The sequence below is a fragment of the Actinomadura sp. WAC 06369 genome, assembly GCF_003947565.1.
GTDB lineage: Bacteria > Actinomycetota > Actinomycetes > Streptosporangiales > Streptosporangiaceae > Spirillospora > Spirillospora rifamycini.
On sequence record NZ_QHJN01000012.1, the window covers coordinates 1 to 23,419 of the forward strand.

The 23,419-nt window shown below is 75.8% G+C and carries 22 protein-coding genes; 12 read left to right on the plus strand and 10 right to left on the minus strand.

All coding sequences use genetic code 11. The features are described 5' to 3' along the window. The 3 genes from cbiB to DMH08_RS05265 form a co-directional block, all read left to right on the plus strand. A partial coding sequence (gene cbiB, locus DMH08_RS05255; protein WP_125612074.1) for an adenosylcobinamide-phosphate synthase CbiB occupies window positions 1-708 on the plus strand: 708 nt, incomplete at its 5' end. After that, window positions 693-2,198 carry a cobyric acid synthase gene (locus DMH08_RS05260; RefSeq protein WP_233617405.1) on the plus strand — a complete coding sequence of 502 codons (1,506 nt, stop codon included), beginning with the start codon at window positions 693-695 and terminating at the stop codon, window positions 2,196-2,198. The genes cbiB and DMH08_RS05260, both read left to right, overlap by 16 nt. A gap of 79 nt (window positions 2,199-2,277) precedes the next feature. Then, window positions 2,278-2,868, plus strand: a complete 591-nt coding sequence (locus tag DMH08_RS05265; RefSeq protein ID WP_026405379.1) for a DUF1444 family protein — start codon at window positions 2,278-2,280, stop codon at window positions 2,866-2,868. Here the strand turns inward: DMH08_RS05265 and DMH08_RS05270 are convergent. After that, window positions 2,852-4,405, minus strand: coding sequence for an ArnT family glycosyltransferase (locus DMH08_RS05270; RefSeq protein ID WP_199747630.1), 1,554 nt, complete (start codon window positions 4,403-4,405; stop codon window positions 2,852-2,854). The two genes, DMH08_RS05265 and DMH08_RS05270, sit on opposite strands and share 17 nt — an antisense overlap. 124 nt (window positions 4,406-4,529) lie before the next feature. Between DMH08_RS05270 and DMH08_RS05275 the strand changes: the two genes are divergently transcribed. Then, a complete protein-coding gene (locus DMH08_RS05275) occupies window positions 4,530-5,168 on the plus strand; it encodes a LysE family translocator (RefSeq protein ID WP_125612078.1) in 639 nt (212 codons plus the stop codon). Window positions 5,169-5,201: 33 nt separating this feature from the next. Here the strand turns inward: DMH08_RS05275 and DMH08_RS05280 are convergent, their stop codons facing one another. Beyond that, entirely contained in the window at window positions 5,202-6,596 is a 1,395-nt protein-coding gene (locus tag DMH08_RS05280) for an amino acid permease (protein WP_233617406.1), read from the minus strand. Window positions 6,597-6,763: 167 nt separating this feature from the next. Between DMH08_RS05280 and DMH08_RS05285 the strand changes: the two genes are divergently transcribed. Continuing rightward, entirely contained in the window at window positions 6,764-7,735 is a 972-nt protein-coding gene (locus DMH08_RS05285; RefSeq protein WP_199747631.1) for an alpha/beta hydrolase, read from the plus strand. Window positions 7,736-7,759: 24 nt separating this feature from the next. Here DMH08_RS05285 and DMH08_RS40855 read toward each other — a convergent pair whose 3' ends face one another. The 4 genes from DMH08_RS40855 to DMH08_RS05305 form a co-directional block, all read right to left on the minus strand. Continuing rightward, a complete protein-coding gene (locus DMH08_RS40855) occupies window positions 7,760-9,028 on the minus strand; it encodes a serine/threonine-protein kinase (protein WP_199747632.1) in 1,269 nt (422 codons plus the stop codon). A 97-nt stretch (window positions 9,029-9,125) separates the two neighbouring features. Then, complete coding sequence (locus DMH08_RS05295; protein WP_051301246.1) at window positions 9,126-10,493, minus strand: DUF4389 domain-containing protein; 1,368 nt, start codon at window positions 10,491-10,493, stop codon at window positions 9,126-9,128. Window positions 10,494-10,545: 52 nt separating this feature from the next. Continuing rightward, entirely contained in the window at window positions 10,546-11,508 is a 963-nt protein-coding gene (locus DMH08_RS05300) for a quinone oxidoreductase family protein (RefSeq protein WP_125612080.1), read from the minus strand. A gap of 130 nt (window positions 11,509-11,638) precedes the next feature. Next, entirely contained in the window at window positions 11,639-12,301 is a 663-nt protein-coding gene (locus tag DMH08_RS05305) for a TetR family transcriptional regulator (RefSeq protein WP_125612082.1), read from the minus strand. A 280-nt stretch (window positions 12,302-12,581) separates the two neighbouring features. Between DMH08_RS05305 and DMH08_RS05310 the strand changes: the two genes are divergently transcribed. From DMH08_RS05310 to DMH08_RS05320, 3 genes are all read left to right on the plus strand, one after another. Then, a complete protein-coding gene (locus DMH08_RS05310; RefSeq protein WP_233617407.1) occupies window positions 12,582-12,872 on the plus strand; it encodes a hypothetical protein in 291 nt (96 codons plus the stop codon). Window positions 12,873-13,014: 142 nt separating this feature from the next. Further along, complete coding sequence (locus DMH08_RS05315; RefSeq protein WP_026404620.1) at window positions 13,015-13,290, plus strand: DUF6504 family protein; 276 nt, start codon at window positions 13,015-13,017, stop codon at window positions 13,288-13,290. Between the two features lie 4 nt (window positions 13,291-13,294). Further along, a complete protein-coding gene (locus tag DMH08_RS05320) occupies window positions 13,295-16,756 on the plus strand; it encodes a DNA polymerase III subunit alpha (protein WP_125612084.1) in 3,462 nt (1,153 codons plus the stop codon). Between the two features lie 25 nt (window positions 16,757-16,781). Here DMH08_RS05320 and DMH08_RS05325 read toward each other — a convergent pair whose 3' ends face one another. From DMH08_RS05325 to DMH08_RS41435, 4 genes are all read right to left on the minus strand, one after another. Beyond that, window positions 16,782-17,474, minus strand: a complete 693-nt coding sequence (locus DMH08_RS05325) for a DUF4328 domain-containing protein (protein WP_026404618.1) — start codon at window positions 17,472-17,474, stop codon at window positions 16,782-16,784. A gap of 150 nt (window positions 17,475-17,624) precedes the next feature. After that, the gene (locus DMH08_RS05330; protein WP_233617408.1) at window positions 17,625-17,945 is read right to left on the minus strand and encodes a hypothetical protein; all 321 of its coding nucleotides are present in this window, start codon (window positions 17,943-17,945) and stop codon (window positions 17,625-17,627) included. A 94-nt stretch (window positions 17,946-18,039) separates the two neighbouring features. After that, window positions 18,040-18,690: a response regulator gene (locus DMH08_RS05335; RefSeq protein WP_026404617.1), complete on the minus strand. Its 651-nt coding sequence runs from the start codon at window positions 18,688-18,690 to the stop codon at window positions 18,040-18,042. A 13-nt stretch (window positions 18,691-18,703) separates the two neighbouring features. After that, window positions 18,704-19,987, minus strand: a complete 1,284-nt coding sequence (locus DMH08_RS41435; RefSeq protein WP_125612086.1) for a sensor histidine kinase — start codon at window positions 19,985-19,987, stop codon at window positions 18,704-18,706. Between the two features lie 120 nt (window positions 19,988-20,107). Here DMH08_RS41435 and DMH08_RS39960 point away from each other — a divergent pair, with 120 nt between their 5' ends. From DMH08_RS39960 to DMH08_RS05355, 4 genes are all read left to right on the plus strand, one after another. Further along, complete coding sequence (locus DMH08_RS39960; protein ID WP_158642252.1) at window positions 20,108-20,269, plus strand: hypothetical protein; 162 nt, start codon at window positions 20,108-20,110, stop codon at window positions 20,267-20,269. After that, window positions 20,266-20,994, plus strand: a complete 729-nt coding sequence (locus DMH08_RS05345; RefSeq protein WP_051301242.1) for an ABC transporter ATP-binding protein — start codon at window positions 20,266-20,268, stop codon at window positions 20,992-20,994. Before DMH08_RS39960 ends, DMH08_RS05345 begins: the two co-directional genes overlap by 4 nt. Then, entirely contained in the window at window positions 20,994-22,994 is a 2,001-nt protein-coding gene (locus DMH08_RS05350; protein ID WP_125612087.1) for an FtsX-like permease family protein, read from the plus strand. Before DMH08_RS05345 ends, DMH08_RS05350 begins: the two co-directional genes overlap by 1 nt. A 162-nt stretch (window positions 22,995-23,156) precedes the next feature. Beyond that, on the plus strand, window positions 23,157-23,357 hold the full coding sequence (locus DMH08_RS05355; protein WP_125612089.1) for a hypothetical protein: 201 nt from the start codon (window positions 23,157-23,159) through the stop codon (window positions 23,355-23,357). Window positions 23,358-23,419 lie beyond the last annotated feature (62 nt).

Sequence of the window (23,419 nt, forward strand, 5' to 3'; positions counted from 1 at the left end):
GGGTTCGCCGTGGACCGGGTGTGCAGGGGGCCGTGGGTGACGGCTCTCGCGACGTGGGCGGTCCTCGGGGGGACGTCGCTGGGGCGTGAGGGTTCGGTGATGGCGGACGCTCTGGAGCGGGGCGATCTCGAGGCGGCGCGGGCTCGGCTGCCTCATCTGTGCGCTCGGGACCCGGAGGGGTTGGCGGCGGACGAGCTGGTGCGGGCGACGGTGGAGTCGGTGGCGGAGAACACGAGCGACGCGGCGGTCGCGCCGCTGGTGTGGGGTGCGGTCGCGGGGGTTCCGGGGTTGTTCGTCTATCGGGCGGTGAACACGCTCGACGCGATGGTGGGCTACCGGAACGCGCGGTACGAGCGGTTCGGGTGGGCGGCCGCGAGGCTCGACGACGCGATGAACTGGGTGCCCGCCCGGGTGACGGGGGTGCTGGTGGCGGTGCTGGGCGGGCCGGGTGCGTGGCGGGTGCTGGTGCGGGACGGCGGGAACCATCCGAGCCCGAACGCGGGGCGGTGCGAGGCCGCGTTCGCGGGGGCGCTCGGTGTCCGGCTGGGCGGGACGAACGCGTACGGGGGCCTGGTGGAGCGGCGTCCGGAGATGGGGGACGGGCGTGCGCCGGAGGTGCGGGACGTCCGGCGGGCGGTGCGGTTGTCGGCGGCGGTGACGTTCGTGGCGGCGGGGCTGGCCGCGGTGGCGGCGTGGCGGCGCGGGTGAGCGGGCTGCTGGTGGCGGGGACCACCTCGGACGCGGGCAAGAGCGTGGTGACGGCGGGGCTGTGCCGGTGGCTGCGGCGGAAGGGCGTGCGCGTGGCGCCGTTCAAGGCGCAGAACATGTCGCTGAACTCGATGGTGACGGGGGACGGCGCGGAGATCGGGCGGGCGCAGTTCATGCAGGCGCAGGCGGCGGGGGTGGAGCCGCGGGCGCTGATGAATCCGGTGCTGCTGAAGCCGGGGAGCGACCGGCGGAGCCAGGTGGTGGTGCTGGGGCGTCCGGTGGCGGAGGTCGACGCGCTGGAGTACGGGCGCCACAAGGAGCGGCTGCGGGAGGTCGTGCGGGAGTCGCTGGAGGAGCTGCGCGGCGAGTTCGACGTGGTGGTGTGCGAGGGGGCGGGGAGCCCGGCGGAGATCAACCTGCGGGCCGGGGACATCGTGAACATGGGGCTGGCGCGGGCGGCGAACCTGCCGGTGGTCGTGGTGGGCGACATCGACCGCGGCGGGGTCTTCGCGTCGCTGTTCGGGACGTTGGCGCTGCTGGAGCCCGCGGATCAGGCGCTGGTCGCGGGGTTCGTGATCAACAAGTTCCGGGGCGCCGCGGAGCTGCTGGAGCCGGGGCTGGAGCGGTTGCGGGAGCTGACGGGACGGCCGGTGCTGGGCGTCCTGCCGTGGAAGCTCGGGCTCTACCTGGATTCGGAGGACACGCTGGCCCTGGACGCGCCGCGGCCGGACGCGCGGCCCCCGTACGGGCGGGAGACGCTGCGGGTGGCGGTCGTGCGGTTCCCGCGCATCTCGAACTTCACGGATCTGGACGCGCTGGCCTGCGAGCCCGGGGTGGCGGTGCGGTACGCGGCGAGCGCGGGCGACCTCGCGGACGCGGACCTGGTCGTCCTGCCGGGGACGCGGGCGACCGTGAGCGATCTGGCGTGGCTGCGGGAGCGGGGGATGGCGGACGAGGTCCTGCGGCGGGTGCGGGAGGGCCGGCCGGTGCTCGGGGTGTGCGGCGGCTACCAGATGCTCGCGAGAGAGATCCGCGACGACGTGGAGTCGGGCCGGGGGCGCGTGGCGGGGCTGGGGGCGCTGCCCGCGACGGTGGTGTTCGGCCGGGAGAAGGTGCTCGGACGTCCGAGCGGGACGGCGTACGGGGAGCCGGTGGAGGCGTACGAGATCCACCACGGCGTGGTGGCCGTGGAGGGCGGCGAGCCGTTCCTGGACGGGTGCAGGGCGGGCGGCGTCTGGGGGACGACGTGGCACGGCGCGATGGAGAACGACGGGTTCCGGCGGGCGTTCCTGCGGGACGTCGCGGCGGCGGCGGGGCGGGACTTCGCGCCGGCGCCGGACGTGTCGTTCGCCGCGCTGCGGGAGGCGACGCTGGACGCGCTCGGCGATCTGGTGGAGGAGCACCTCGACACGGACGCGGTGTGGCGGCTGATCGAGCAGGGCGCGCCGGCGGGTCTGCCGGTGGTGCGTTCCGATGTCAAGGGTCGGTAAGGGCCGGGACGCGCGGGACGGGTGCGGCGGTAGGGTGATCCACTCGAAGGTGCGGCCGACGTATCAGGAGGAAAGCCCCGTGACCGACCCGAGTCTCATCGTCCCGCTGATGAAGGCGCGGGTGCCGGCCGAGGTGCAGCTCGAGTTCCCGCTCCCGGCGGACGAGGAGCCGGTGCGCGACCCGTTCGCCGGCGACCTGTACGTGACGTACGCGCTGGAGCACGCGGACGAGAACGGCCGCCGCTACGAGCACGTGGCGCGGCGGCACTGCGCGGAGCTGGGCGTGGAGCCGGGCGACCTGCGGGCGCGGGCGGTGCTGAACCTGCGGGACCGGCGTCCCGAGCTGGGCCTGAACTGGTACCCGGACGTGCGCGCCGTGACGGTCGCGGTGGGCGGGCTCGAGGCGAGCCTGCTCCTGGACGACGGGTTCCTCGACAAGCTCGCGCAGGACGTGGAGGGCGACCTGGTGGTGGCGGCGCCGGCGCGGGACGTGTTCGTCGCGTCGGGCACCGGTCACCCGGAGGGCGTCGACAAGCTGCGCTGGGCGGTCGCGCAGGTGTGGGCGCGGGACGCCGACCCGGCGTGGGACGCTCCGGCGTCCGCGCTGCTGGGGCACGACCTGCTGGTCCGGCGGGAGGGGTCCTGGGGGATCCTCACGACAGTGTCCTGAATTCGGGCCACAGGTCGGTCCAGGTGCCGCGGAGGCCGCGGCAGATCCAGACGGGCTTGCCCTGCTCCTCGTTGTCGAGGCCGACGCCGTTGTCGATGCGCCCGGCGGGACGGACGTCCGTCCAGAAGCGCCGGAGCCGCGCGGCGCCCGCGACGCTTTCTGGTCCGACGACGACCGCGGTGGTCGCGGTGTCGGGCGGGCGCCCGAAGTACCAGTAGCCGTTGTGGCCGCTGTAGGCGCGGGGGAGGCCGAGGTCCGGCCCGTACCGGTCGAGCGCGCCGGCCTCGCCATAGTTGCTGACGATGATCGTCGCCGGTTCGCCCGGGGGGAGCGTGCGGTGCACGCGGGCCACCTCGGCGGCGAACCGGGGCCAGCCGACGGTCTCGGCGCCGTCGGCGTTCACGGCGGGCTGCGGGGTGCTCGCGAGCGTCGCGACGGGGTAGACGGGCAGCGTGAGCAGGACGGTCGACACGCCGGTGACCGCGTAGGCGGGGGCGGACGCGGCCCATCCCCAGCCGCGGGGCGCGCCCCGCCGCTCGACCTCGACGGCGCCCGCCGCCCACAGCGCGGCCCACAGCCCGGAGAGGTAGTACGGCTTGCCGGCGGTGGCGAGGAAGGCGATGTTCAGCAGCAGGTAGGCGTGGCCGACGAAGCGGTACGGGGCGAGGTCGGCCGACCGGTAGAGCCGCCACAGCCCGTAGATCCACAGCCAGGACAGGACGACGCCCGTCAGCACGAGCTGGAACGGCAGGAAGCCGGGCCGGCCGCCGAAGTCGGCGTCTCCGGCGATGGCGTCGGCCATGTCGAGCTGCGGCCAGCCGTGCCGGGCCTGCCAGAGCAGCCCGGGGACGGCGGCGGCGACGGCGAGGGCGGCCCCGGCGGCGAGCGGCGGGCGGCGGAGGAGGTCGCGGGGCCCTGCGATGAGGAGCCCGGCGACGAGCGCGGCCAGCGCGACGGGCGCCAGGTACTTGACGTTCACGGCGACGGCGGTGACCGCGCCCGCCGCGAGGAGGAGCCGCTGGTCGCGGGTCCGCACCCAGCGGATCGCCAGCCAGGCGAGCACGGTGGTGAGCAGCATGTCGAACGCCGCCGTGGAGAGGGTGTGCCCGGACGCGATCGCGAACGGGCACACGGCGTACGCCCCGGCGGTGAGGAGCTGCGCGCGGCGCCGCCCGCCCAGCTCGCGGGCCGTCAGCCCCGCGACGAGGACCCCGGCGGCGACGCAGAGGGCGGACGGGACGCGCAGCGCGATGAGGGAGTCGCCGAACAGGGCGGTGACCGCCCGGGCGAGCAGCGGGACGAGCGGCGGCTGGTCCGGGTAGCCCCAGTCGAGGTGCCGTCCGGCGACGCGGAAGTACAGTTCGTCGCGGTGGTAGCCGTAGCGTGCGCCGAGGGCGAGGAGGACGAGCGCGGCGCCGCCCGCGACGAGCAGCAGCGGCCGCCACGCGGGCGGCGCCGGTGCGCCGCTCCCGGGCGGCCCGGGGTCGGGCGGTACGGGGTCGGACGGGTCGGGCGCCTCGGACGCGGGGGCTGACACATCCGCACCATATGTCGCAATGTGGCCCACGTCACGCTATGCCGGGTGTCCAGGCCCGGTCACGGATCCGGCGGCGCCGATATTCGGTGGGGGTTCCGCGGCGTCCGGCGTACCGTGCTGCCTCATGGTGACGCTGCATCGGCTGCTCGGGTTCTCCGCGATGGCGCTGGCCATCATCGTGATCCCGGGGCCCTCGGTCCTGTTCGTCGTCGGCCGCGCGCTCGCGCACGGGCGCCGCACCGCGCTGACGAGCGTCGCCGGGAACACGCTCGGGGTGCTGGCGCTGACGGCGGCGGTCTCGGTCGGCGTCGGGTCGGTGGTGGAACGGTCCGCGGTCGTGTTCACGGCGCTGAAGACGGTGGGCGCGGTCTACATCGTGTACCTCGGGGTCCAGGCGATCCGGAACCGGGGCGCGCTGGGGGAGGCGGTCGCGGAGACCGGGGAGGCGCGGTCGCGCGGCCGCGAGCTGTGGCAGGGGTTCGTGGTCGGCGTGACCAACCCCAAGACCGCGGTGTTCCTCGCCGCCGTCCTGCCGCAGTTCGCCGACCCCGCGCAGGGGCGCGTCCCGCTGCAGATGATGGTGTTCGGGCTGGTGTTCGCGGTCCTGGCGCTGCTGTGCGACAGCGTGTGGGGCCTGGCCGCGGGGACGGCGCGGGCGTGGTTCGCGCGGTCCCCGCGGAGGCTGTCGGCGATCGGCGGCGCCGGCGGGATGATGATGATCGGGCTCGGCGTCACCGTCGCCGCGACCGGACGCAAGGACTGACGGCCCCCGGCGGGCGGGCGCCGGCCGGGGGCGCTACGGGTTCTTCGTGAGCGTCTGCGGCGCGGCGACCGGCGGCGTCCTGCCGAACCTGCGGCGCAGCGGGTAGACGGCGGCGACGACCGCGAGGCTGACCAGCGACGCGGCGAGCTGCGAGCGGCGCTCGTCCATGAGCGCCATCGAGACCAGGACGGCGCCGAGCGCGGCGATGACGAGCCAGGTCAGGTACGGGAACAGCCACATGCGGTAGGTGAGGCTGCCCGGGTCCTCGCGCTGCAAGCGCGCGCGCAGCCGCAGGTGCGAGAACAGGATCGCCAGGTAGACGAACGCGAGCACGACCCCGATCGAGTTCATCAGGAACGCGAAGACCTGGTCGGGGGACGTGTAGGAGGCGATGACCGCGGCCCACGCGGCGACCGTCCCGAGCAGGATCGCGCGGACCGGGACGCCGCGCCGGTTCAGCTTCACGAGCCCGGCGGGGGCGTCACCGTCGCGGGTCAGCACGTACAGCATCCGGGACGAGACGTAGATCGCCGAGTTCAGCACGGACAGGACGGCGGTGAGGATCACGGCCTGCATCAGGGTGCCCGCGGCGGGGACGTCGAGGTGCTCGAGGGCGCTGACGAACGGGCTGGTGAGGACCTCGGCGGCGTTCCACGGCAGGATTGCGACGACGAGCAGGATCGAGAACACGTAGAAGATCGCGACCCGCCACAGCACGTTGCCGGTGGCCTTCGCGACGGCGCGGCCCGGCTCGGAGCTCTCCGCGGCGGCGACGGTGACGATCTCGGTGCCGCCGAACGCGAACATGACCGCGACGATCGCGGTGAAGATCGCGCCGATGCCGTTCGGCGCGAACCCGCCGTGCGCGGTGAGGTTGCCGAGGCCGCCGGGGGAGTCGGGCCACAGGCCGAGCACCCACAGGACGCCGAGCACGATGAACACCAGGATCGCGGCGACCTTGATCGAGGCGAACCAGAACTCGAACTCGCCGAACGACCGGACGGACACGAGGTTCACGGCCGTCATCACGACGAGCAGCGCGGCGGCGAGCGTCCAGGGCGGGAGGCCGGTCCACTCCGCGAGGATCGCGGCGCCCGCGACCGCCTCCGCGCCCACGAGGATGACGTACAGGTACCAGTAGATCCAGCCGATCGTGAACCCGGCGAACGGGCCGAGCGCCATCCGCGCGTACTCGGCGAGCGACCCCGCGACGGGCCGCGCGACGACCATCTCGCCGAGCGCCCGCAGGACGCACAGGACGAGCGCGCCCGCGGCCGCGTAGGACAGGACGGCCGCGGGGCCGGCGGTGCCGATCACGGCGCCGCTCCCGACGAACAGGCCGGCGCCGACCGCGCCGCCGATCGCGAGCATCGTCATGTGGCGGCGGCGGAGTCCCGTGCGCAGCCCCGCGTGGTGAGTTTCGGACATTCCCCTCGGATTCCCGTGCGCGCGTCGTGGACGGGTCCACCCTAGGTGACCTGTGCGAGTGTCGATATCCGGCATATGGGGCGTCCGGAATATGGGCGGCGGGCCGACGCCGTACGCTGAGGCCCTGCGAAGATCGAGACCGGAGATCGAGACCGAGGGAGGCCCGGATGGGCGAGGTCGTGGCGACGGACGTGCTCGGCCCCGGCTACGAGGCGATCGAGCTGCCGATGGGCCGGGACGCCGAGGGCGAGGTCGTCGCGACGCTGGTGCGGCGCCGCAGGCCCGAGCCGTCCCGCCGCGCGGTGCTCTACCTGCACGGGTTCGTGGACTACTTCTTCCAGCGGCACCTCGCCGACTTCTACACCGGCCTCGGGTTCGACTTCTACGCGCTCGACCTGCGCAAGTACGGGCGCTCGCTGCGGCCCCACCAGACGCCGAACTACATCGAGAGCCTCACCGAGTACTTCGCGGAGATCGACGCGGCCGTCCGGATCGTCCGGGAGCGCGACGAGCACGGGACGCTGCTGCTCAACGGGCACTCCACCGGCGGCCTCGTCGCCGCGCTGTACGCCGACCGGGTGCGCGGCAAGGGCGTGGTCGACGGCGTGTTCCTCAACAGCCCGTTCCTGGACATCAACGAGCCGTGGCCCATGCGCAAGATCGGCGCCGGGCTGGCCCGCGCGCTGCGCCCCCGGCTGCCGAAGGCGCCGCTGCCCGCCGGGCTGTCCGACCTGTACGCCCGGAGCCTGCACCGCGAGCACGAGGGCGAATGGGACTTCGACCTCTCCTGGAAGCCGCTCCTCGGCTTCCCCGTCCGCGCCGCCTGGCTGGACGCCGTCCGGCGCGGCCAGCTCCGCCTGCACCGCGGCCTCGCGATCGACGTGCCGGTGCTGGTGATGGCGTCCACCCGCAGCGTGCGCCCGTCCCGCCGGTCGCCGGACGTCTCGGGCGCCGACGCGGTCCTCGACGTCGAGCACATGGCCCGCTGGGCGCCCCGGCTCGGCCCGCACGTGACGCTCGTCCGGGTGGAGGGCGGCCTGCACGACCTGGTGCTGTCGCCCGAGCCGGTGCGCGGGCGCGTGTTCGAGGAGCTGGCGCGCTGGACGAACGGGTACCTGCCGCCCGAACCGGCCCGCTGACCGCCCGCCGCGCGGGACGGGCGGCTAGCCGAGGATCTTCGACATGTCGAAGTCGTCGAACTCGGCGGTGACGTCCTCGGCCTGGTTGCCGCCCCGCTCGATGCGCAGGCCGACCCGGCCGTTCGGCAGGGGCTGCTCGGCGTCGGTCTCGTCGATGACCCGGTCGCCGTTCACCCAGAGCCGCAGCCGGACGCTCTCGCCGTCGTCCTTGCCCTCGCAGGCGATCTGGACCTCGTTGGGGCCCTCCTCGTCCCACCCGCCGGACGAGTCGACCGCCGCGAGGTCCTTGGTGCCGCGGTCCCCGTCGACCTTGCGCAGCAGCGCGCCCTGGCCGTCGTTGCGGACCAGGAAGACGTACTGCCGGGCGCCCTCGTCGTTCGACCGGCACGTCATGCCGAACCGCGCGTCGGCGGGGCCCTCGCGGACGGCGACGGTGACGGTCGCCAGGAGCGGGTCGGGGATGGCGCCGGTGCCGACCAGCCGGCCGAGCAGCTCCTGGACGGACGGGCGGCTGCGGGGGTCCTTGTCCAGCGCGGCCGCGACGACGTCCCGCAGGCCGGGGTCGAGCGCGTCCAGCTTCGGCGCGTCGTGCACCACCCGGTAGAAGATCGCGGGGACGGTGTCGCCCGCGAACGGCGCGACGCCCGTCCCGGCGTAGGCGACGACGCAGCCCCACGAGAAGACGTCGGAGGCGGGGGTGATCGGCTCGCCGCGCAGGATCTCCGGCGGCAGGTAGTTCGGGGTGCCGACGAACTGCCCGGTGCGGGTGGGCCCGTCGGCGGCGTCGAGGGCGCGGGCGATGCCGAAGTCGATCACGCGGGGGCCGGTGGACGACAGCAGGACGTTCGCGGGCTTCAGGTCGCGGTGCACGATGCCCGCGCCGTGGATCGCGGACAGCGCGGTCGCGACGCCGACCGCCAGGCCCTCCAGGTCGGAGCCGGGCAGCGGCCCGCGGTCCCGCACGGCCTTCTCCAGGCTCGGCCCGTCGATGAACTCGGTGACGACGTACAGCGGGTCCCGGTCGAGTTCGGCGTCCAGGACGGGCGCCGTGCAGAACCGCCGGACCTGCCGGGCCGCGGTCACCTCGCGCCGGAACCGCTCCCGGAACGCGCCCTCCCCGGCCAGCTCCCGGTTGATCACCTTGACCGCGACGCGGCGGCCGCCGTCGTCCTCGCCCAGGTAGACGGTGCCCATGCCGCCGCGTCCGAGCCGTCCGGTCAGCCGGTACGGGCCGAGCCGGTCGGGGTCCCCGGGGCGCAGTGCCTCGCCGTTGTCTCCTGGGTGCGTGGTCATCCTGATCCTGTGGGGGGTGAAATGCGGAATGGGGGGACTGTCCGTCAGAACCCTAGCGGTCCTCCGTGAAATGGGACGTTCGAAGCCTAGTGGTGGTTCAGCGTCCGCGCCGGGCGCGGGGCAGCGTCCGGAACGGCGGCAGCTTCTCGCCGGTGAGCCCGAACGCGTACGCGACGACGCGCGCCGACCACCGCTGGCAGCCGACGACCAGGCCGTAGAGCGGACGCGGGTAGCGCCCGGTGAACGGGATGACCAGGCAGCTCGCCAGCAGCACCAGCACCAGCGCGATGTGCATGAGCAGCATGACCACCAGGTGCGGGACCACCAGGAGGGTGCGCAGCAGGGTCAGCCAGCGCTGCGCCCCCCGCCACGCCTCCGGGTACGGCAGGTCGACCAGGACGGTCGACTCGGCGCCGCTCGCGGCCGTCCCGCCGGCCGTGCCGTCCGCCGCGTCGCCCGCGGGCTCGGCCTCGGCCTCCGGGACGGGCGCCGGGAGCGGGACGGGCGGCGCGGCGGAGTCCGGGTCGGGCGCGGGCACCGGCGGCGGGAGCGGGTGCCCGCCCGTCGCGGTGGTCGCGCCGCCCGCGCCGTCCCGCCGCCAGGTCGCCGACACCGACTCCGCGAGCCGCTCCGGATCGGGCCGCTGCTGGCCGACGAGCCGCGCCAGGACGTCCTGCGCGGTCGGGCGCTCGCGCGGGTCCTTGGTGAGCGCCGCCGCGACGATCTCCCGCAGCCGGAGGTCGAGCCCGCTCAGGTCGGGCCGCTCCGCGCCGATGCGGCGGAACGTCTCCGCGACCGTCTCGCCCCGGAACGGCGGCCGCCCCGTCCCGGCGAACGCCACCACGCAGCCCCACGCGAAGACGTCCGAGGCCCGCTCGACGGGCGCGCCCTCCAGCACCTCGGGCGCGATGTAGGACGGCGTCCCGACGAACTGCCCGGTGCGGGTGAGGCCGTCGGCGGCGTCGAGGGCGCGGGCGATGCCGAAGTCGATCACGCGGGGGCCGGTGGACGACAGCAGGACGTTCGCGGGCTTGAGGTCGCGGTGCACGATCCCGGCCCCGTGGATGGCGGTGAGCGCGGTGGCGACGCCGACCGCGAGGCCCTCCAGGTCGGAGCCGGGCAGCGGCCCGCGCTCGCGGATCGCGTCGTGCAGGCTGGGCCCGTCGATGTACTCGGTGACGATGTAGGGCGGGTCCTGGTCGAGTTCGGCGTCCAGGACGGGCGCCGTGCAGAACCGGTGGACGCGCCGCGCCGCCGTCACCTCCCGGCGGAACCGGGCGAGGAACGCCGGCTCCCCGGCCAGCTCCCGGTTGATCACCTTGACCGCGACGCGGCGCCCGTTCGGCTCCGCGCCCAGGTAGACGGTCCCCATGCCGCCGCGGCCCAGCCGTCCGAGCAGGCGGTAGGAGCCGAGGACGCGGGGCTCGTCCGGCGCGAGGGGTTCGGCGGTGGTGGTGGCGGTCATGGGGGCACGGGCTCCTCGGATGATCAGCTTTCCGGGCCCACCCTACGGCCCGTCACGGAGTCAGCAGGAGCTTTCCGGTGGTTCGCCGGGCCTCCAGGTCGGCGTGCGCCGTGCGGGCGTCGGCGAGTCCGTACCGGTGCCCGACGTGTACCCGCACCCGTCCGTCCGCGACCCACCGGTACACCTCGCCGGAGCGTTCGAGCAGCTCCGCGCGGGTCGCGACGTGGTGCGCGAGCGACGGGCGGGTGAGGAACAGCGACCCGGCCGCGTTGAGCCGCTGCGGGTCGAACGGCGGCACCGGGCCGCCCGCCGCCCCGTACAGCGCCAGGACGCCGCGCCGCCGCAGGCTCGCCAGGCTCCCGTCGAACGTGGGCGCGCCGACCCCGTCGTACACGGCGGCGACGCCCTCGCCGCCGGTCAGCTCCCGCACCCGGTCGGCGAACCCGTCGTAGCCGAGCACCGTGTCGGCGCCCGCCCGCCGCGCCAGCTCCGCCTTCTCCGGGGTCGACGCCGTGCCGATCACCCGGGCGCCGAGCATCGCGGCGACCTGCGTCAGCAGCAGCCCCATGCCGCCCGCCGCCGCGTGCACCAGGACCGTGTCGCCCTCCCGGACCGGGTACGTCGAGCGGGCCAGGTAGTGCGCGGTCATGCCCTGCAGCAGGACGGCCGCCGCGTCGTCCGAGGAGACGCCGTCCGGCACCGGCACGAGCTTCTCCGCCGGGACGACGGCCCGCTCCGCGTAGGCGCCCTGCACGTTCGCCCACGCGACGCGGTCGCCGGCGGCGAAGCCGTCCACGCCCGCGCCCACCGCCGCGACCGTCCCGGCGGCTTCCATGCCCGGCGTGTAGGGGAGCGGCTGCGGGTAGGCGCCCGTCCGGAAGTACACGTCGATGAAGTTGACGCCCGCCGCGGCGACGTCCACCAGCACCTCGCCGGGCCCCGGCTCGGGGTCCGGGCGCTCGGCGGGCACCAGCACCTCCGGGCCGCCGTTCTCCGACACGACGATCGCGCGCATGCGTCCACTCCCTCTCGACGGTGACCGCGTTGATCAGCGGGCTACGGAACGGGGCAACCGCGCCCCCGCACGGGTTGTTCCCTGCCCCGGACGCCCGGGTCCACCGCCGGGGCGCCGGGCCGCGGGCGCGTCAGGTCCAGTCGCGGACGGTCGCGTCGACGAGCGCGACGGTCTCGTCGACGCGCGCGGCGATCGTCCCGGGGTCCCAGATCGCGCGGCGGGAGCACTCCTCGAACCCGACGCGGGTCGCGGCGGCGAAGAGCGCGACGACGAGCCGGGGCCGCGGGTCCCGTTCCGGGTCGACGCCCTCGCGGCGGGCGACCTCGGCGACCAGCGCGCCCTCCGACGCCGCGTACCGGGTCAGCTCGGCCGACAGCAGCGCGGGCGTCGCCTCGATCACCTGCCGGATCCGGCGGAACCGGGCGACGTCCTCCTCGTCGCCCGCGGCGATCTTCTGCAGCACCGTGCGCAGCGCCTCGAACAGCGCGGTGAACGGGCGCTCCCCGGCGGGCCGCGCCGCCACGGCCTCCTCCAGGGCCCGGTACCGCTCCGTGACCTGGCTGAGGATCACGTCCTCCTTGGACGCGAAGTACCGGAAGAACGTCCGCTGGGACACCGGGAGCGCGGCGACGATCTCGTCGACCGTCGTCTCCTCGTAGCCGTTCCGCGCGAACAGTTCCAGGGCGGCGTCGATCAGCGCCATCCGGGTCCGGTGCTTCTTGCGCTCGCGGACCCCGCCGGCGGAGGGGCCGCACGGGGGCCCCGGCGGCCCGTCGGCCGCGTCGGCGGTCATCGCTGCTCCTTTGCCCCGGTGCACGGGCGGTGCCCGCCCGCTCTCACAGTGCTTCTATCACGGCCGCACGGTACCCATCCGGGTGACATTTCAACTATTCGGTTGCGATTGGCCCCGGGGCGCCCCGCGTGTCGGACGTCCGGCCGAGGACCAGCGCCCGCCGCGGCGGGAAAGGCAGACCGTTCTCCGCGTTTTCGCTGCGCGGGCCGTCCGCTCGGGTCATGCTGAGACCGGTCACGAATCGTTGCCGAACGGTAGCCCAACGTTACCGTCCGGCGGGATGAGGTGGGTGAGCGGCATGTCCGTCATCGGCGGGCCGGATCTCGCGCGGGTGCGCCGGAGGCACCTCGCGGCGCTCGCGTACGAGGTGGAACTGCGCGGGCTGGCCTGGCGGCTCGCCGGGCCGGGGGAGTCGGTGCTGAGCGTCCGCGGCGCCCGCTCCGGCCGGAGCGTCATGGTGGTCGCCACCCCCTCCGGGGACGGCTGGTCCTACCTGTGGCCGGGCGGCGGCATGGCCGACGTGGCCGCCGCCGCCCAGGTCGCGGACCGGCTCGCCCGCCTGCTCGCCTGAACCCCGGCCCGGGCCGCCCCCGGGCCGCCCGGCGAGGGGCCGCCTTGCTTCCCGCTCCGCGATCTCTCTAGACTCGGCTGCGAACGTATGTTCGATCGTCCGCATGCCCTTCCCCCGTGCGGTGAACGCGAGGGGGAGGCAGATGACGCGCGTGTTCGGCGATCCCGTGGACGTCTCGGTGCGGGACGGGCGTCCGGTCCGGTTCGTCTGGCGCGGCCGGTGCTACACCGTGCGGCGCGTGCTGGAGCACTGGGTCGCCACCCGCGACTGGTGGCGCGAGCAGGACCCGGACGGCGACGTCCTGGGCGAACGCGAATTCTGGCGCGTGGAAGCCGCCCCGGGCGCGGAAACGGGCGTCTACGAGCTGAGATGCGACGTTTCGACGCAGACTTGGCTGCTTTCCCGGGTATGGGACTGACACGATGCATCTGCACGTCGCGTCCGCGTACTCGCTGCGCCACGGCGTCGCGCCGCCCGCCGCGCTGGCCGAGCGCGCCGCCGAACTGGGCATGGAGACGCTCGCCGTCACCGACCGCGACGGCCTCTACGGGGCCGTCCGGCACGTGCTGGCCTGCCGCGACGCGGGCCTCGGCGCGGTCGTCGGCGCCGACCTCGCGCTCGCCGGCGGCGGCCGGATCGTGGTGCTCGCCGAGGGGCGCGCCGGATGGCGGTCGCTGTGCCGGCTGGTCTCGGCGGCGCACGCGCCCGGGCACGCGGCCGTCCGCGCGTCCGGCACCGGGCCCGCGGTCACCCGCGAGCTGGTCGGGGCGCACGCCGAGGGCCTCGTCGTCCTGCTCGGCCCCGCCTCCGACGTCGGACGGGCCGTCGCCGAGCGGCGCCCGGACGAGGCCGCGCGGCGGCTCGCGGCGTGGCGCGCGGCCGCCGAGACCGCCGTCGAGATCGTCAACCACTTCGACCGGGGCGACGGGCACCGCGCCGCCCGGATGCTCGCCCTCGCCCGCGAGGCCGGGGTGCCCGCCGTCCTCGGCAACGCCGTCCGCTACCTGGACCCGGCCGACTACCCGGTGGCGCAGGTCCTGGACGTCACCCGCCGGCTCGTCCCGCTGGACCGCCGCCACCTGGAGGAGCGCACCGGCCACGCGTACCTCAAGCCGATCCCCGAGATGCGGCGGGCCGCCGAGCTGAGCTGCGGCCCGGGGGACGACCCGGACGCGCTGCTCGCCGCGACCCGGCGGCTGTCCGAACGGTGCGTCCTCGACCCGGACCGCGACCTCGGCATGGACCGGGTCCACCTGCCCGCCGTCGCCGGCGACGCCCACGCGCGGCTCGTCGCGCGCTGCGCGGACGGCCTCGTCCGGCGCGGGATGGAGCACTCCGCGCGGGCCGCCGCCCGGCTCGCCGACGAACTCGCCGTGATCGCCCGCAAGGGCCTCGCCGCCTACTTCCTCACCGTCGCCGACGCGGCCGCGCTGATCCGCTCCCGCGGCATCCGCTGCGCGATCCGCGGCTCCGGCGCGGGCAGCCTCGTCAACCACCTGATCGGCATCGGCGACCTCGACCCGCTCCGGCACGACCTGCTGATGGAGCGGTTCCTCGCCGACAGCCGCGAGGGCCTGCCCGACATCGACCTGGACGTCGAGTCGGCGCGGCGGCACGAGGCGTACCGGGCGCTGTTCGACCGGTACGGCGCCGACGGCACCGCCTGCGTGTCGATGATGGAGACCTACCGGGCGCGCAGCGCGCTCCGCGACGTCGGCAACGCCGTCGGGCTGCCGCCGCAGGAGATCGACGCGATCGCCAAGGCGTTCCCGCACATCCGCGCCAGGCAGATCCGCGCCGCCCTGCACGACCTGCCGGAACTGCGGCAGAGCAACCTCGCCCAGGGCCGCCTCGAAGTCCTGTTCCGGATCGCCGAGCGGCTCGACGGGATCCCCCGGCACGTCGCCATGCACCCGTGCGGGGTGCTGCTGTCGAACCCGACCCTGCACGACCGCACGCCCGTCGAGGAGAGCGCCCTCGGTTTCCCGATGAGCCAGTTCGACAAGGACGACGTCGAGGCGATGGGCCTGCTCAAGCTGGACGTCATCGGCGTGCGGATGCAGTCGGCGATGGCGCACGCGGTGGACGAGATCGCCCGCACCACCGGCGAGCGGCTCGACCTCGAGGCCGTCCCGCGCGACGACCCGGCCACGTTCGAGCTGATCCGCACGTCCCGCACCCTCGGCTGCTTCCAGATCGAGTCGCCCGGCCAGCGCGAGCTGATCGGCCGCCTCCAGCCGCGCGACCTCGACGACCTCGTCATCGACATCTCGCTGTTCCGGCCCGGCCCCGTCAACTCCGACATGGTGAGCCCGTTCCTGGACGCCCGCGCCGGGCTCCGCGAGCCCGACTACCCGCACCCCGACCTCGAACCGGCGCTGCGCGAGAGCCTCGGCGTCGTCGTCTTCCACGAGCAGGTCCTGCGGGTGGTGGACGCCATGACGGGCTGCGGGCTGTCGACGGCCGAGGCGGCCCGCCGCGCCCTCGGCGACGCGGAGGGCCAGGCCGCCGTCGGCGCGTGGTTCCGCGACCGGGCCCGCGCGCGCGGCTACGGCGAGGCGGCCGTCGACCGGGTGTGGCGGACGCTCACCGCGTTCGGCGCCTTCGGGTTCTGCAAGGCGCACGCGGCGTCGTTCGCCCTGCCCACCTACCAGTCGGCGTGGCTGAAGCGGCACCACACCGCCGCGTTCTACGCGGGCGTCCTCACCCACGACCCCGGCATGTACCCCAAGCGGGTGATCCTCGACGACGCCCGGCACTTCGGGGTGCCGATCCTGCCGCTGGACGTCAACCGCTCCACCGCCGACTGGCACGTCGAGCCGGTGTCGGAGGGCGGGCCCGCCGGGATCCGGGTGGCGCTGTCGGAGGTGAAGGGGATCGGCGAGGCCGAGGTCGGGTCGATCGTCGAGGCGCGCGCGGGCGGCCGTCCGTACCGGTCCCTCACCGACTTCTGGCGGCGGGCCCGCGTGTCCCGGCCCACCGCGGAACGGCTCGTCCTCGCCGGCGGCTTCGACGCCCTCTACGCCCCGCACGCCCCCGGCGCGGACCCGGCCGCGCCGGACCCGGCCGCGCCGGGCGGCGGGGCGGCGCCGCGGCGGGACCTGCTGTGCCGCGTGGGCGCGCTCGACCGCGTCACCGGGCGGCCCCGGCGGGGCGCCGGGGCGGCGGACGGCCAGCTCCCGATCGGCTTCGCCGACGGCGAGCTCGAACCCGTCCTCGCCGCGCCCGTCGCGGACCCGGCGCTCGGCGACGTCGCGCCCACCGGCCTGCCGCCGATGACGCCCGCCGAGATCGTCGAGGCCGAGCTGGAGATCCTCGGCATGGACGTCTCCCGGCACGTCCTGACCTTCTACCGGCCGCTGCTGGCCGTGCTGCGCGCCGTGCCCGCCGCCGACCTGCCGCGCCGCCCGCCCGGCACGGACGTCCTGGTCGCGGGCGTGAAGGTCGCGACGCAGACGCCGGCCGTCCGGTCCGGGCAGCGGGTCGTCTTCGCGACGCTCGACGACGCGACCGGCCCGGTCGACCTGGCGTTCTTCGAGTCCGTGCAGGACCGCTGCGCCGCCACCGTGTTCGGCTCGTGGCTGCTGGCGGTGCGCGGCCGGATCCGCCGCGCCGGGGGCCGCGCGGTCTCCGTCACCGCGACGGCCTGCTGGGACCTGGCGTTCCTCGAGGAGGAGCGGCGGCGCGGCGGGCCCGCCGCCGTCCGCGCGGCGATGGCGCGGCCCGGCCCGTCCGGACGGCCGGTCGGCCGCCGCGTCGTCCAGCCGACCGGGTTCGCGATGTCGCCGTACTCCGACATCGGCCCGGCGGGCGCGCCCGCCGCGTCCCGTCCGCCGGCGAAGCTGTGGCACGCCAGCACGGGCAGCTCCGGCCCCACCCCCTGACCGGACGCCGCCGAGGGCGCCGCTATCAAACGCGCGGTACCACCTCGTGCCCGGTCTGGAGGCGGGTGATCTGGAAGACGTTCGCCATGCAGAGCGCGGCGGCCAGCGCCAGGCAGCCGGCCGCCGCGACGCCGAGGTGGACGTCGAAGCGGGCCTCGGCGAGGCTGTCGGTGCTGCCGTGCGCGAACGCCCGCGCCAGCAGGACGCCGAGGACGGCGCAGCACCACCAGGCGGCGACGACCGCCCCGGCGGCCTGCCGCTCGGCGGTGCGGTACCGGCCGCTGTTGACCCACACCTCGTACACCAGGCGCGGCGGCAGCCACAGGTTCACGACCGGCGTCAGCCAGCCGAACAGCGCCCACGCGCGGTGGTGGCGGTGCGGGCCGGGCGCCTGCCCGTAGGCGCGCCAGAACCAGAACAGGTAGAGCACTCCGGTCACGATGGCCAGGAGCGCGTACACGGTGAACACCTCGGTGTAGGGGGCGATCGCGTCACCGGTGGCCACGGCGTCGTACGTCTCGCGGGTCTCCCGGCGCAGCGGATGCGCCATCCGCAGCAGGCTGATGCCCGAGCCCAGCGCGACGAACGCGTCGAACCCGAGCAGCATGAACACCGCCACGCCGACGGCGCGGAAGTCGCGCCGCCGGGCCCACGCTCCGCACGCCGGGCAGCGGTTCACCTCGGCGGGGATGATGTCGCCGCAGAGGGCGCACGGCATGGTCGACCTCCGGGGGCTTGGGGGTGCGGCACATTCTGTCTACTACGAAGGTACGACTTGTCCGCGGCCCGAGCGGTTCGGACCGTTCTCAAGAACACCGTCTCTCAAGAACACGGTCTCTCAGAACACGGTCTCTCAGAACACGGTCTCTCAGAACACCGCCCGCGTCGCCGCGAACGCGAAGGCGGCCGAGAGCGCGAGCCACCCGGCGAGGCGCCGCAGGCCGCCGGACGCCACGAGCCGTTCGGGGCGCAGGCCGGTGGCGACCGCGAGCGCCCACCACTGGGCGGCGAGCCAGATCGTCGCGTACAGGGACCCGTGGCCGACGTGCGCGCACAGCAGGACGACCGCGGCGGGGGTGGCGGTGTGCGCGAGCAGCGACGGTCCGCGGGCGGGGCCGTGCACGCCGCGCCGCAGCCCCGCCAGCACCGCGACCCAGCCGGCGCCGCACAGCGCCCACAGGGCCACCACCGCGGTGGGCAGCCCGCTCAGCGACTCCGGTGCCAGCGCCGTCCCCCTCGTCCCGTCTCCGTGAGCCCGTCCCGCCGCCGCGGACGCCCGTCCGTCAGCGCACCAGGCCCGATTCCCAGGCCCACGCCGCGGTCTCGACGCGGTTCCGGGTGCCGAGCTTGCGGTGGACGCTCCCGACGTGGGTCTTGACCGTGGACAGCGACACGAACAGCTCCCCGGCGATCTCCTCGTTCGTCCGGCCCCGCGCGACGAGCCGGACGACGTCCAGTTCGCGCTCGGTGAGCGGTTCGCGCGGCTGGACGGGCGGGACCCGCGCGGGCCGCGCCAGGTGCTCCAGCAGCCGCACGGTGATCGACGGCGACACCAGCGACCCGCCGTTGGACGCCGCCCGGATCGCCTCCACGAGCAGCGCGGGGCCGCCGTCCTTGAGCAGGAACCCGACGGCGCCGCCGCGCAGCGCCCCGTACACGTACTCGTCCATGTCGAACGTCGTGACGATCACGATGCGGAGCGGGTCGGGGACGCCGGGCCCGGCGAGCAGCCGGGTCGCCTCCAGGCCGTCCATCACGGGCATCCGGATGTCGAACAGGCACACGTCCGGGCGGAGCCGGCGGGCCAGCTCGACGGCCTGCCGGCCGTCGGCGGCGTCCCCGACGACGGTCATGTCGGGCTGCGAGTCGACGATCATCCGGAACCCGGTCCGGACCATCTCCTGGTCGTCGGCGATCAGTACGCGGATGGTCACGTGTCCGATTGTTTCAGCATTCGCCGAGGGGCAGCACCGCCACCACCTCCCAGCCGCCCTCGGGACGCGGTCCCGCGTGCAGCCGCCCGCCGAGCGCGGTCACCCGCTCGGCCAGTCCCGCCAGCCCGAACCCGCTGGAGGGGAGCCGCCGCCCGCGGCCCCGCCCGTCGTTGCGCACCGCCACCTCGACGCCGCCGCCGAGCCGCGCGAGCGACACCCGCACGTAGGTGGCGTCCGCCGCGTGCTTGCGGATGTTGGTCAGCGCCTCCTGCACGATCCGGTGCGCCGACGTCGCCACCTCCGGCGGGAGGGCGCCGAGGCCGGGCGCCATGGACAGGACGGCGGGCGGGTGCGTGAACCCGGCCACCAGCTCGCGCAGCCGGTCGAGGTCGCCGACCGGCCGCGTCGCCGACCCCCGGTCGGGCGGGCCGCCGGACGCGTCCCCGTGCGGGCCGCCGGGGTGCGGGCCGCCTGGGTGCGGGGCGCCGGGGTGCGGGCCGCCGGGGTACGGGCCGTACGGGCCCGCGGCGGGCGGGGCGTCCACGTGCTGGGCGTCCCGCAGCAGGCCGACCATGCGGCGCATCGACGTCAGCGCCTCCGTCCCGGCCTTCTCGATCCCCTCGAACATCGAGTCGAGCTGCTCGGGCGACTGCGCGGCCCCGGAGCTCGCCGCGAACCGCGCCGCCTGCGCCTGCACGACGATCCCGGTGACGTGGTGGGCGACGAAGTCGTGCAGGTCGCGGGCCAGTTCGAGGCGCTCGTCCCGGCGCGCCGCCGTCACCGTCCGGGCCCGCCGCGCGTCCACCGCCCGCAGGTACAGCCCGATCCCGAGCGCGATGGCGAGCAGCACGCCGAGCGGCGCGGTGAACAGCACGCCGGAGACCAGCGAGAAGCGCAGCGGCATGATCAGCAGTGCGGCGCCGAGCAGCACGGCGACCGGGACGACCCGGTCCCGCGCCATCCGCCACACCGTGCGGACGGTCAGGATCAGCAGCCCGCCGATCTCGGCGAACAGGCTCGGGGCGCCCCCGGAGTCGAGGATGACGGCCGTCCCGAGGAACAGGCTGCTGAACAGCGACAGCGACCCGGCGCCCACCATCCAGGGCAGCAGCCGCCCGCGGCTCACCACGGCGGCGTTGACGCCGGCGGCGACCAGCACCATCCACAGGTCCGCCGCCCTGCCCACGACCAGCAGGCACAGCAGCAGGAACAGGGCGGCGAAGCCCCCGTACGCGATGCGCGCCACCCATCCGCCCGCGGTGTGGATGCGGTCGAGACCGGCCCCTGTGTCACTCACGGATATGCAGGCTACGACCCTCCGCCGACCGCCGGATCGGTCATTCGGCCGATGGCGGCCCGCCCGGGACCGGCCCCGCGCCCGATGCGGCGGGGCGGCGCGCTCCCGCACGCTGGGGGCATGGAAATCATCTATGTCCCGCTCGCCGTCGCCTTCCTCGCCGCGTTCGCCGTCTTCGTCGTCTACGGCGGGGTCGTGATGCCGGCGACCGAGATCGCCGAGTCGTGGCGGGCACGCCGCCCGCGCGGCGGCGGCGCCGGCGCCCCGGAGGGGGACCGGTGACCGATCTCACCGCGCCCGCCCCCGAGCCCGGCTTCGAGGCCGGCCCCGAGCCCGTCCTGGCGGGGCGGGGCCTGGCCAAGCGGTTCGGGCCGACCGTCGCGCTCGACGGCGTCGACCTCGCCGTCGCCCGCGCCGAGACCGTCGCGATCATGGGCCCGAGCGGCTCCGGGAAGTCGACGCTGCTGCACTGCCTCGCCGGGATCGTCCGGCCGGACGCCGGCGAGGTGCGGCTGCTCGGGGAGCGCGTCGACGCCCTCGGCGAGCGCCGCCGCAGCGTCCTGCGCCGCACCCGCTTCGGGTTCGTCTTCCAGTTCGGCCAGCTCCTCCCGGAACTGCCCGCCGAGGAGAACGTCGCGCTGCCGCTGATGCTGAACGGGACGCCGCGCCGGGAGGCGGTGCGGGCCGCCCGCGCCTGGTTCGGGCCGCTCGGCCTCGCGGGGACGGAGGGCCGCCGCCCGGGCGAGCTGTCGGGCGGGCAGGCGCAGCGCGTCGCGATCGCCCGCGCCCTCGTGACCCGCCCCGCCGTCGTGTTCGCCGACGAGCCCACCGGCTCCCTCGACCAGGCCACCGGCCGCGAGACCATGGCGCTGCTGGTCGACGCGACCCGCGGCAACGGCGCGTCCCTCGTCGTCGTCACGCACGACGCGTCCGTCGCGGGCTGGTGCGACCGGACGGTCGAGGTCCGCGACGGCCGCGTGCGGCCCGCCCTCGCCGGAGCGGCGTGATGCGCACGCCCGTCGGCCTGGCGTGGCGGCTGCTGCGCGGCGGGGGAGCCCGCGACCTGCTCGGGTCCCTGCTCACCCTCGCCGCCGTGGCCGTCTCGACGGGCCTGCTGCTGTTCGCGCTCGGCGCCCACCACGCGTTCGCCGAGCGCGCCGCCGCCGACGCGTGGCGGCACCCGGCGGAGGCGTCCGGGACGCCCACCGCCGTGCAGGCGCTTTCCACCGACTACGTCGACGCCGGAGGCGGGCACGGCACGCCGATCACCGTCGTCGACCTCGCCGCGCTGTCGGACGGCGCGCCCGTCCCGCCCGGGATGCCGCGCTTCCCCGCGCCGGGCGAGCTGTGGGCGTCCCCCGCGCTGGCCGGCCTGCTCGCGGAGCTGCCCGCCGAGCGGCTCGCCGACCGGTTCCCCGCGTCCGCTGGGACGCTCGGCGACGACGCGCTCGTGCACCCCGGGGAGCTCGTCGCGGTCATCGGGCGGGACGCCGCCGCGCCCGTCCTGACCGCCCCGCGCACCGACACGACCGGCCTGGACACCACCGCCGCCCCCACCCGCATCGACGCGTACGCCACCGGCACGTCCGCCTGGATGGGCGTCTACCGGGGGCTCGCCGGGATCGCGTCCGTCCTGATGGCCGCGCCGCTGCTGGTGTTCGGCGGCGCCGCCGCCCGGCTCACCGTGGCGCGCCGCGACGGGCGGCTCGCCGCGCTCCGGCTGGTCGGCGCGACCCCCGGCCAGGTCGTCGCGATCACCACCGCCGAGGCCGTCCTCACCGCCGCCGCGGGCGCCGCGCTGGGCGCCGTGCTGTACGCGGCGGCCGTCCCGGCGCTCGCGCACATCACCATCCAGGGCGGCGGCTGGTTCGCCGGGCACCTGTGGCCCGGCCTGCCGACCGTCGCGGCCGTCCTCGCCGCGGTGCCGGTGCTCGTCGGCGCCAGCGCCGTCGTCGGGCTGCGCCGCGTCGTCGTCGGCCCGCTCGGCGTGGCCCGCCGGGAGACGCCGCCCGCGCTGCGCGCCGTCCGGCTCTTGGCGCCGCTCGCCGTCCTCGCCGCGTTCGCCGTCGTCGGCGGCGCGCTCATGGGGATGCGGTACGCCGGGCTCGCGGTCCTCCTGGTGCTGATGACGCTGGCCTTCCTCGCGATCAACTACGCCGGGCCGTGGGCGGTGGCGGCGATCGGCGGGCTCATGGTCGTGTTCGCCCGCGGCCCGTCCCGGCTGCTCGCGGGCCGCCGCCTGCGGGACGACCCGCGCGCGGCGTGGCGGACGGTCGCGGGCGTCGCGCTCACCGGGTTCGTCGCGGGGTTCCTGGCGCTGCTCAACCCGGGGGCGATCGAGTCCGGGCCGTCCGACCGGCTGCGGATCGCCGTTCCGGACGGCCGCGCGCCCGCGGCCGTCGCGGCCCAGGCGCGGGAGCGCCTCGCCGGGACCGGCGCCGCCGTCGCGACCGGCGACGGCGACCCCCTGCACGATGCCGCCCACGAGGGCCGGACGGTCGTGACGATCACCGTGCCGGGCGGCGGCGCGGCCGTCGACCGCGCCCGCACCGCGCTGCACGGGCTCGTCCCGGGCGGCGTCGCCACCACCCCGGCCGACGACGACACCGGCGGCCGGTACCTGCTCGGCGACCTGCGGACGGGTGCGCTGACCGTGCTCGCCGCCGCGTTCCTCATCGGCGCCACGAGCGCGGGCGTCACCGGGGCGTCCGCCGTCCTGGACCGCCGCCGGGAGTACGCGATGCTCCGCCTCGCCGGGACGCCGCTGAGCGTGCTGGACCGCGCGCGCCGGCAGGAGACGCTCGTCCCGCTCGCGGTGATGGGCGGCGGGTCGCTGCTCGCGGGCCTGTTCTTCGCGTCCCCGTTCGCGGTCGGCGTCGGGGCGCCCGGGCTGGCGACGCTCGCCGGGTTCCTGGTGCTCGGCTTCGGCGGGATCCTCGGCGCGAGCGCGCTCAGCCGCCCGCTGCTGCGGGCCGTGACGACCGACCCTGCGCCCCGTCCGGACTAGCCGGAAATGTCAGTGGCGCTCTGTAGTTTGTGCATGTGATCACAGGTTCCGGTGGGAACAGATGCCGAACCGTGACGCTTGTTACGACGTACCAGGGGTACGTCACAGGCGACGGCCCCGCCGGGCGGCGGTGCCGTCGGCGTACAGGAAGGGGTGTTGGCAGTGGAGGCGACTTTCCATATCTCTCGCCCGCGGCTGGACGGGCCCGCCGAGCGGACCGTGGTGCAGCCGTGGCTGACCGAGCTCACCCACGCGACGATGAACGCCTACGCCGAGCCGCCTCGCGCGCTCGCCGCGGTCGAGACGCTCCCCGTGCGGGACGCGCGTCGCCGGCCGTCGAGCGCCGCCGTGGCCGCCGCCTGACGGGGGAAACCGTAGCGTAGAAAGGGCCGGGACGACAGCGTCCCGGCTTCTTCTTTCCCCGT